This window comes from Dehalococcoidia bacterium (genome assembly GCA_035310145.1).
In the GTDB taxonomy this organism is placed as follows: Bacteria; Chloroflexota; Dehalococcoidia; order CAUJGQ01; family CAUJGQ01; genus CALFMN01.
In genome coordinates, this window is the sequence record DATGEL010000131.1 from 1 (window position 1) to 8,601 (window position 8,601).

An 8,601-nucleotide genomic window follows, 5' to 3' on the forward strand; every position below is an offset into this window, starting at 1 on the left:
GCGTTCCCACAGCGCATCCGGCATGCCCCAGTAGCGCGGCTCCGCCACCCCACGCGTCCGATTCGTCTCCTCCATCTCATCCCTCGCCGTCGCTTTGCTCACCTCCATTATGGTCAATGCAACCCCAACTGGGATCGGCTCTTAGTCTCTACCGTCGCCGTGCAGCAGCACCGTGCCGTTGCTGGCGCCTTCGCGGGCGGCGGCCGGGCCGACGTTGATCACTTTCGGCGGCAGGTCGCCGTCATGGGAAGCGCTCACCGCGACGCGGGCCACCGGCTGCCGCGGCGCCTGCACGAGCCGGCGGTAGATCGCCTCGTAGCCTTCGGCCATCGTCGCCGCGGAGAAGCGTTGCTCCACCACGCGGCGGCAGGTGGCGCGGTCGAGCTCGGCCACGCGCTCGGCGGCCAGCGCCATCTCCTCAATCGAGTCGCAGATGAAGCCCGTGCGTCCGTCCTCGATCACCTCCGGCACCGAGCCGAAACGGCCGGCGATCACGGGCGTGCCCGTGGCCATCGCCTCCGCCATCACCAGGCCGAACGGCTCCGGCCAGCGGATCGGAAAGAGCAGCGCCAGCGCCCGACCGAGAAAGAGGTCCTTCTCTTGCTGGTTGATCTCGCCGACATACTCCACCAGCGGCCCGTGCAGCAGCGGCGCCACGCGCTCCTCGTAGTACTTGCGGTCGGCCGGGTCGATCTTCGCCGCGATCTTGAGCGGAATGCCGGCCAGCCGTGCGACCTGGATCGCCTCTTCGATCCCTTTCTCAGGCGAGATGCGGCCAAGGAAGGCGAGATAGTCGCCACCGCGCGGCGAGAAGCTGTACTCCGCAGTCCCGATGCCGTTGTAGACCGTGCCCTGCCAGTTCCAGTGCGGCAGCAGACGGCGCTGGTTGTCGCTGACCGAGACGAGCTGTACATCCGCGTAGGCGTCGTACAGCACGCGCGACCAGGGCTGATCGAGCCGGCCATGCGTGGTGAACACGACCGGCGCGTCCACCAGGTGTGCGAAGGGAAGGGCGGGCACATCGAGGTGCGAGTGGATTACGTCGAACTCGGCGGCGCGTTCGAAGGCGCGGCCGATCGCCAGCATCGTCGCCGGCAGATAGTCCGGCACACCCGCGGGCCGCAGCGCCCTCGGCACCACCGGCACCAGCGTCGCCGAAGTCTGAGAGTCACCCGTCGCGAACAGCGTCACGTCATGTCCGCGACGCACCAGCTCTTCGATCAGCCATGAGACGACGCGCTCCGTGCCCCCGTAGGTGGCCGGCGGCACGCTCTCCTGCATCGGGGCGATCTGCGCGATCTTCACGGCCGACTCCTTTCGGACTTAAATGGACACCGAAATATCCGATACAAATGGTCGCTGATTATGCCATCAACAGATCCGGGCGGGGAGCATGATACGCGTCTCAGCGCGTGGCAGTCAGCCGGTCGGATGTGCGGCGGGAGAAGAATTACGCGGCGGGACGCGAAGCCGGTGACGGTCAGCCAGATCAATCGTAGGCACCCGCCACGCGTGCTGCATCCGCAAAACAGGCGACGACACGCGGTTGTCAGGATTAGGCGACGATCTGCCAGATCGCCGCGAGGCGCCTAGCCCGGGCGCGCAGACACGGCGCCAGCCGCGCTGCGGTTGGACCGGCGGCCGGCGTCGTGCCTGCGCCCTGCGCCTTCTGCCCTATGCCCGCTTCAGCGCCAGCCCCCAGATGCTCGGCACCTCGCCCAACGGCACTTCGATCAGCGTCGGCTGACCGTCGGCGAGCGCGGCGTGCAGCTGATGGCGCAGCTCCGCCGGGCTCGTAGCGCGGGCGCCGGCCATACCGAACGCCTCGGCCAGCTTCACGTAGTCGGGGTTGAGCAGGTCGGAGCCGAGGATCTGCTCGTTGAACTGCTGCCGTTGAATGCGTCGCACATTGCCGTAGGCGTTGTCGTTGAAGACGATCGTCACCAGGTTGGTGATGCCGTGCTTCATCAGCGTGGCCAGTTCGGACAGCTGGTAGCCGAAGCCGCCGTCGCCGTTGATCGAGACGACTTTCTTCTCCGGATTGCCCACGGCCACGCCCAGCGCCGTGCCGAAGCCGAAACCGAGCGTGCCCTGGTAGCCCGCGCCGACGAACGTGCGCGGCTGGTAGACGGGGAAGCCCTGGCGGCTCCAGTAGCCCACCTGGGTCATCTCGCTGACGAAGATGCCGTCCTCCGGCACCTCCTCGCGGATCGCCAGCGCGTAATCGGCCTGTGGCTGGATGCTGTTGAGCTGCTCGCGCGCCTCGGCCTTCAGCGCCGCGAACTCGGCGCCGCGCGATGCGCGTGCCCGGTTGTGCGACTGCACGCGTTCGCCGAGCTGCGCCAGCCCGGCCTTTGCATCGGCCACGATCGCGATATCCGGCTTCGCGACCCGCGTGATCTCCTCGGGATCGATGTCGAGCCGGATCACCGTCTGGCCGGGCTTCGGCCCCCAGGGCATGGTCAGCGGCTGCAGGAAGCGCGTGCCCACGGCCAGGATCACGTCGGCCTTGGGCGTGAGCACGGGTGAGACCAGCGGCGTCATGCCCAGCGGATGGCGGTCGGAGAGGGCGCCGCGGCCGTTCTCCGTCATGATCACCGGCGCGCCCAGCAGCTCGGCGAGCCGCTGCAGCTCCTCCCAGGCGCCGCTGCCGAGAATGCCGCCGCCGGAGAAAATGAGCGGCCGTTCCGCCTGGCCCAGCGCCCGCGCCGCCTGCTCGATCAGGTCGGGGTCGGGCTGTTCGCGGTCGGGCTGGTACGGCTCGAGCAGGGTGACATCGGCCTTCTTCTGCAGCACGTCGGGTGGCACTTCGATCTCGACCGGCCGGCGGCGGCCGCTCTGCAGCTCATGGAAGGCGTGATGCACCAGGCCCGGCACCTCCTGCGGCGTCATCGCGCGGCCTGCCCACTTGGTGACGCTGCGCACCATACCGAGCTGGTTGGGAATCTCGTGCAGAAGCCCGCGGCCCGACTCGATCAGGTCGGACTGCACCTGGCCGGAGACCATCAGCACCGGCGAGTTGCAGGCATAGGCGGTCGAGAGGGCGCCGCTGGCGTTGAGCAGTCCAGGACCGGGCACGACCAGCGCCGTGCCGACCTTGCCCGTGGTGCGGGCGAAGCCGTCGGCCATATAGGCGGTGGCCTGCTCGTGGCGGGTGTTGAGCACGCGGATCTCATCGCGGGCGCGCCAGAGCGCGTCGAAGGCCCAGTCGAGCTGCACGCCCGGCAGCCCGAAGATCGTCTGGACGCCCTCCGTCTTGAGGGACTGCACGAGCGCTTCACCACCGGTCATCTCGGGCATCGGGAGATCCTTTCGCTCCGTCATTCACCAGGCAGTCGACCGCCTGGGGCGCCATCTGGCGAGCTGTCCATGGACCGCACGGCCCATACGGTAGCACAGTGACGCCTGCTGGGCAGGCGCTCCGGCCGGGCGCTACTTCACAAAATCGGCGCAGAAAGTCTATACTCTCGCAAGAGGCGCGACGCGGGACGGGCCGCGCCGGAGCATCGCCGCATGAACAGGCATGGCCGGCCGAACGTTACCCTCGATACCTGCAGCCTGCTGGACCTGGAGGAGGGCCGGCCGGCGGCGCGCCCCCTGGGCCGGCTGATCGGCCTGCACCGCACCGGGGCGCTGCGTCTCGGCGTCGTGGTAATCGGCGGCTGCGTGCGCCGGCCCGACGGCGTATACGCCGCCGACCTGACCGCCTTCCGCGAGCGCATCACCATGCTCGACCTGGGCGAGGCGCGGCGGCTACGTCCGCTGTTTCGCTGGGGCCTGAGCTTCGCCGAATGGTCGCAGTGGCCAACGCCCGCGGCCGAGCGGCTGGAACGGCGCATTCACCGGGCGCTGTTCCCCGCTGCACCCTTTCGCTGGGGCGACTGCGCCGATGCCGCCGGGCCCGACGCCGACCGCGACGAGCTCTATGCCCGCTGGCGCGAGGCGCGCCTGACCGTGCTCTCGGTCTGGGCGCACATCGAGCACGCCGGCGACATCTATGTGACCCGCGATGAGACCTTCTGGCAGCACGGTGCGGCGGCGCGGCTGCGCGCCCTCGGCGCCGGCGCGATCCTCACGCCGCGCGATGCGGCGCTGCGCCTCGGCGGTCATGGCGCCGCGCTGGGGCCGGCCGCCGGCGACGCCTGAGCGGAGCGCCGCCGCGGGCCGCGCACGCCTTCAGCCGAACGGCAGCAGCACCGTCGCGGCGGGACCGCCTTCGCCCGCGAGGCGGGCAACGGCTCGTTCGGCGGCGGGTCGCGCCGCGCCGGCTCGCGCCAGCACGAGCACGGCGCCGCCCCAGCCGCCGCCGGTGAGCCGCGCGCCGTAGACGCCGGGCTGGGCGCGGGCCAGCGTCACGAGGCGGTCGATCGCCGGCAACGAGACGTCGTAGTCGTCGCGCTGCGAGGCGTGGGAGGCGTCGAACAACGCGCCGAGCCGGGCCAGGTCGCCGGCCTCGATCGCGGCCACGGCCTCCAGCACGCGGGCGTTTTCGCTGATCACGTGGCGGGCGCGACGGCGCAGCGGCTCGGGCAACGCCAGCAGCCGGGGCAGATCGGCGGTGTTCAGGTCGCGCAACTGCGCCACGCCCAGCAACGCCGCCGCCTGCTCGCACTCGCTGCGGCGCGCATTGTAGTCACCGCTCGCGTGCTGGTGCCGCAGGCCGGAGTCGATCACGGCCAGCGCGGCATCCGGCGGCAGCGGCACGTTGCGGTACAGCGGGCCACGCGTATCGATGAAGCACGCCGTCCCCTCAACGCCGATGCTTGCCACAAGCTGGTCCATGATGCCGACGCGTGCGCCCACGAACTCGCTCTCCGCGCGCTGGCCGGCGATCGCGAGCTGTACATCGTCGAGCGCCAGGCCGAAGTCCGCGCGCAGCGCCCGCAGCAGCGCAATTACAAGTGCGGCGCTGGACGCAAGCCCCGCGCCAACAGGCAGATCCGATGTGATCGTCGCATCGAAGCCGCCGAGCGCGAACCCGGCCGCGCCCAGCGTCGCCGTAACCCCTTGCACATAATCGAGCCAGCCGCGGCCGCGTCGCTCGACGCCGACGGTATAGTGCCGCACGCCGTCTGCCGGCAGCGCTGCGCTGCAGATGTGAACCTCGCGGTCCGGGCGCGGCGCGAGCTGTACGCGCGTGGCCAGCGGGATCTGGGCGGGCAGCACGAAGCCACCGTTGTAGTCGGTGTGCTCGCCGATCAGGTTGACGCGGCCGCGGGCCGTGGCGCCGTGCGTTGGCTCACGTCCGAAGCGCTTGACGAACTCGACAACGTCCACCACCGGAGACCTCGGCGCCGGCGAACTGTTGCGCACAGCAAAACGCCCGGGTAACCTTACGGCCACCCGGGCGCCCGGTCTGGGTCCCCCGAACTTCGGCTTACACCCGGCCCGAAGACCGACTGAAGCCTGGTTCCAACACCGTTCCTGAAACAGTTCCGGCGCCCCGTCGCCGCTTGCGCGGCTCCGTGCATCGCAGGGCCTCGACGAACGTTGCCGCTCTCTATCACCCGCTTGCGAGAGGATTACCCTGACAGTCGTTACTGTATAACGGGTCGCAGAGGCTGTCAACGGGTCTGGAGCCGATTTTCCGTGCAAAATTGTTGCGGACTGGAAGGCTGCAGGGCCGGCGGCGCGGCCGCGAGCGGTCCGCTCGGGTCCGGCGCGGCGACGCCGCTATACTGGTGCCGATGCGCCTTCAGGCCGTGCGCCGGCCCTCCCGCAGCCATGGCGGAACGCCCCCGATCCCGCCGGCCGAGCGCGGCGGCGCACGGCGGCGCACGGGCGCGGCCGCCTGCGGTTGGTTGGCGGTGGCGCTGTTGACCGCGCTCGCAGCCGGCGTCGCCTGCAGCCCTGGCTCCGCAAAGACGCGGCCCGCCGCCACGATCGCTCCCAGGGATGGCCCGGCTGCGGGCAGCACGCCGATCGCGACCGACGACATCCCCGCCAGTTTCCTCGCCGGCGAGCCGCAGAGCGCGCCCGCCGGCGAACGCATCCAGCTCTTCTCTCCCCCACCGGCGCGGCCCCGCGCCACGCCCGCCACCCCGCAGCCCACCCCGGATATCGCTCGCATCGCGGCGGATGCCGGCTTCCCGCTCTATGCCCTTTCCGCGCCCCGCGCCGAGTTCGCGCCCGTGCAGTTGCGCGAGTCCACGGCGCCGGAACCGGCCGGCCGGGGCGTTTCCTTGTTGGCCGTACAGTATCGCCAGCCGGCCGCCGCCGGCGGCGGCCTCGTGATTGTGCAGAGCAGCCCCGGCGCGGGCGCCGTGCCCGCGCGCGACGACCTCGACGACGCGCTCGACGCCGTTCGCTTGCACAGCCGCCTCGCCGGCACGCCGGCGGCCGGCGACCCGCTGGCCGATCCGGCCGCGGCGCTGGCGACGCTCGGCTGCCCCGTGCACACCGCGCTCTCGGTGCAGATCGAGGGTCAGGCCCGCCGTGCGGACCTGGTGAGCTGGCCGGGCGCGCCGGAAGTCCTGCTGCTGCGTGTGGAGGCCGGGGCAACCGAGGTTGTGATTGAAGCGGGCCGCCTCTCGCGCGCGGCCCTGCTGGCGCTGCCGCCACGGCTGGCGGCGCTGCAACGCACGCCCGCGCTGGCCGGCAGCCTGCAAAGCGTGTTCAGCGGCGCCGCGTCGGCGCCGCGCGCGGCCCCGGCGGCTCCGCCCCACAAGGGGACGCCCACCCACTGATGCATCATCGCCCGCGGCAACAAGGGCACGATCTCGACAGCCGCCGAGCGCAGAGCGGCCGCGGCCGCGCGAAGCGGACGGCGGCTGCCCATGCAGCGCACCGGCGCACAGACGAGCACGCTCAGGCGCAGTGGTCGCGCCTGCCATTGGTGCGGCGGCTGCCCGTGTGCAGGGCGGGCGCCACGCCCAGGCCGGCGAGGATCTGCAGCAGATCTTTCAGCTCAAACGGCTTGCGCAGGTAGGCGTCGGCAGGCGCGCCCGTGGGGTCCACGGCGCTCATGGCCACGATGGGAATGCCGGCGGTTTCCGCGTCGCGGCGCAACTGCCGCGTCAGATCCCAGCCGTTCAGCCGCGGCATCATCAGGTCGGTCACGACACAGGCCGGCCGCTCCCGCGCGATTGCGTCGAGGGCGGCCGTGCCGTCGCGCGCGGAGGCGACCCGGTAACCCTGTTCCTCCAGCGCGTAGCAAAGGAACTCGACGATGCCGGCTTCGTCGTCGACGACGAGCACCAGCGCCTGCGCCAGCGCTACGGCCGGCCGGCGCGTGGCCGGCCGCGCATGGCTGCCTGCCGAACGAGCTGCTCCAACTTCGGACGCTGCGTGCACCGTTACGCTTCGCATTCCGCCGGCCCGCGCGCCGCCCGCCACCGGGGCCGCGCTCAGGCTGTCAGCACTTACGCTAACCGAGCGCCACCGCGCGTTCGATACTCCCTTCGGCCTCCGCTGCCCGATATCGTCTACTCCGATGATCGGCAGTTGACCGCTTATTGTGGAGAGCCACACGACTTACGCGAGCGACTGCGCAAGCCGCCGCGCCGCCTCCAGCTCAGCGGCGGACTCGGACGCGGGCCAGGCCGCCAGTGTGCGATCGATCGCCGTCCGCGCCTCGTCTGCCACACCAAGCCCGACCTGGACCCGCGCCATGCGATAGAAGTCGCGCGGCGCCGGCCGCCGGTCCAGGCGCTCGCGCAGGCGGCGCTCGGCGGCCTCGAAGCGGCCGGCGCGCAGCAGCGCCTCCAGCAACGTGTCGTGGAAGACCTCGCGCTGCGCCTTGCTGCCGCCGACGAGGTAGATGCGCTCCTCAATGGGCTCGATCCGGTCGGCGGCGCCCGCGTAGTCGCCCTGGGCGAACGCCAGCAGCCCGTGCATCAACGGCAGCGCCACCTCGGCCGCGGCATGGCCGCGCGCGGCGCGCGCCTGGAAGCTTTCCAGCAATCGGTCCAATGCCCCCAGTTCTCCCGTGGCCGCCAGCGCCATGCCGTGGTGCAGGTCCGCGAAGATCATGCCGGGCGGCGCCGCGCGCTGCGCCGCGATCCGGCCTAGCTCCGGCCACAACCCCTGCGGCGCCGCACCGCAGAACGCCTGCATGCGCCAGACCAGCGAGACCGGGTCGAAGAGCGCGAACCAGTCGGGCTGCACCGCCGGCCGAATCTCGGCGTCGTAGAGGCGCAGCACTTCGGCGTATTCGCCCTGCGCCAGGTGAAAGAGCGCGAGGTGCCAGGAGAGGTGCAGGTGCAGGCCGCCGTCGCGACCGTAGCGGGCCAGCCAGCCGGGCATGAAACCGGCGCCCTCGGCGTACTCACCCAGCTCGTAGTGCACGTGCGCGAGGGCATGGCTGGTGAAGGCGCCGAGCGGAAAGCGATCGAGCGAGCGCAGGGCGGCGCGGCGCGCCTCGGCGAAGCGGCGCACCTCCTGCAGGGCGAAGGCATGGACGCCCAGCCAGAACCAGTCGTCGTCGCCGTAGGCCGGACCGGCGGCCTCGGAGACCTGTACCAGGGTGTGACAAGTTGTAATGGGTCAAGTGATTAGGCGGCCTGGGCGAGTTGCGTGGCGTGCTGGGCGCGGAGTGCAACCATGACCTGGCCGCCAGCATCCGACCAGCGTGCCCCGGCCCGCTTGAGCCGCTGTTGGATG

Annotated in this window: 7 protein-coding genes; 2 read left to right on the forward strand and 5 right to left on the reverse strand. The window is 71.3% G+C overall.

What is annotated here, in order from left to right:
* Window positions 1–141: 141 nt before the first annotated feature.
* Window positions 142–1,305, reverse strand: coding sequence for a glycosyltransferase family 4 protein (locus tag VKV26_24195; GenBank protein ID HLZ73016.1), 1,164 nt, complete (start codon window positions 1,303–1,305; stop codon window positions 142–144).
* Between the two features lie 369 nt (window positions 1,306–1,674).
* Window positions 1,675–3,300, reverse strand: a complete 1,626-nt coding sequence (locus tag VKV26_24200; protein ID HLZ73017.1) for a thiamine pyrophosphate-dependent enzyme — start codon at window positions 3,298–3,300, stop codon at window positions 1,675–1,677.
* A gap of 213 nt (window positions 3,301–3,513) precedes the next feature.
* Here VKV26_24200 and VKV26_24205 point away from each other — a divergent pair, with 213 nt between their 5' ends.
* Complete coding sequence (locus tag VKV26_24205; GenBank protein HLZ73018.1) at window positions 3,514–4,146, forward strand: hypothetical protein; 633 nt, start codon at window positions 3,514–3,516, stop codon at window positions 4,144–4,146.
* 30 nt (window positions 4,147–4,176) lie between these two features.
* Here the strand turns inward: VKV26_24205 and galK are convergent, their stop codons facing one another.
* On the reverse strand, window positions 4,177–5,280 hold the full coding sequence (gene galK, locus VKV26_24210) for a galactokinase (GenBank protein ID HLZ73019.1): 1,104 nt from the start codon (window positions 5,278–5,280) through the stop codon (window positions 4,177–4,179).
* Between the two features lie 536 nt (window positions 5,281–5,816).
* Here galK and VKV26_24215 point away from each other — a divergent pair.
* Window positions 5,817–6,686: a hypothetical protein gene (locus tag VKV26_24215; protein ID HLZ73020.1), complete on the forward strand. Its 870-nt coding sequence runs from the start codon at window positions 5,817–5,819 to the stop codon at window positions 6,684–6,686.
* Window positions 6,687–6,807: 121 nt separating this feature from the next.
* Here the strand turns inward: VKV26_24215 and VKV26_24220 are convergent, their stop codons facing one another.
* On the reverse strand, window positions 6,808–7,293 hold the full coding sequence (locus VKV26_24220) for a response regulator (protein HLZ73021.1): 486 nt from the start codon (window positions 7,291–7,293) through the stop codon (window positions 6,808–6,810).
* A gap of 180 nt (window positions 7,294–7,473) precedes the next feature.
* Window positions 7,474–8,376 (reverse strand): hypothetical protein, encoded by a 903-nt coding sequence (locus VKV26_24225; protein HLZ73022.1) that lies wholly within the window; start codon window positions 8,374–8,376, stop codon window positions 7,474–7,476.
* Between the last annotated feature and the right edge of the window lie 225 nt (window positions 8,377–8,601).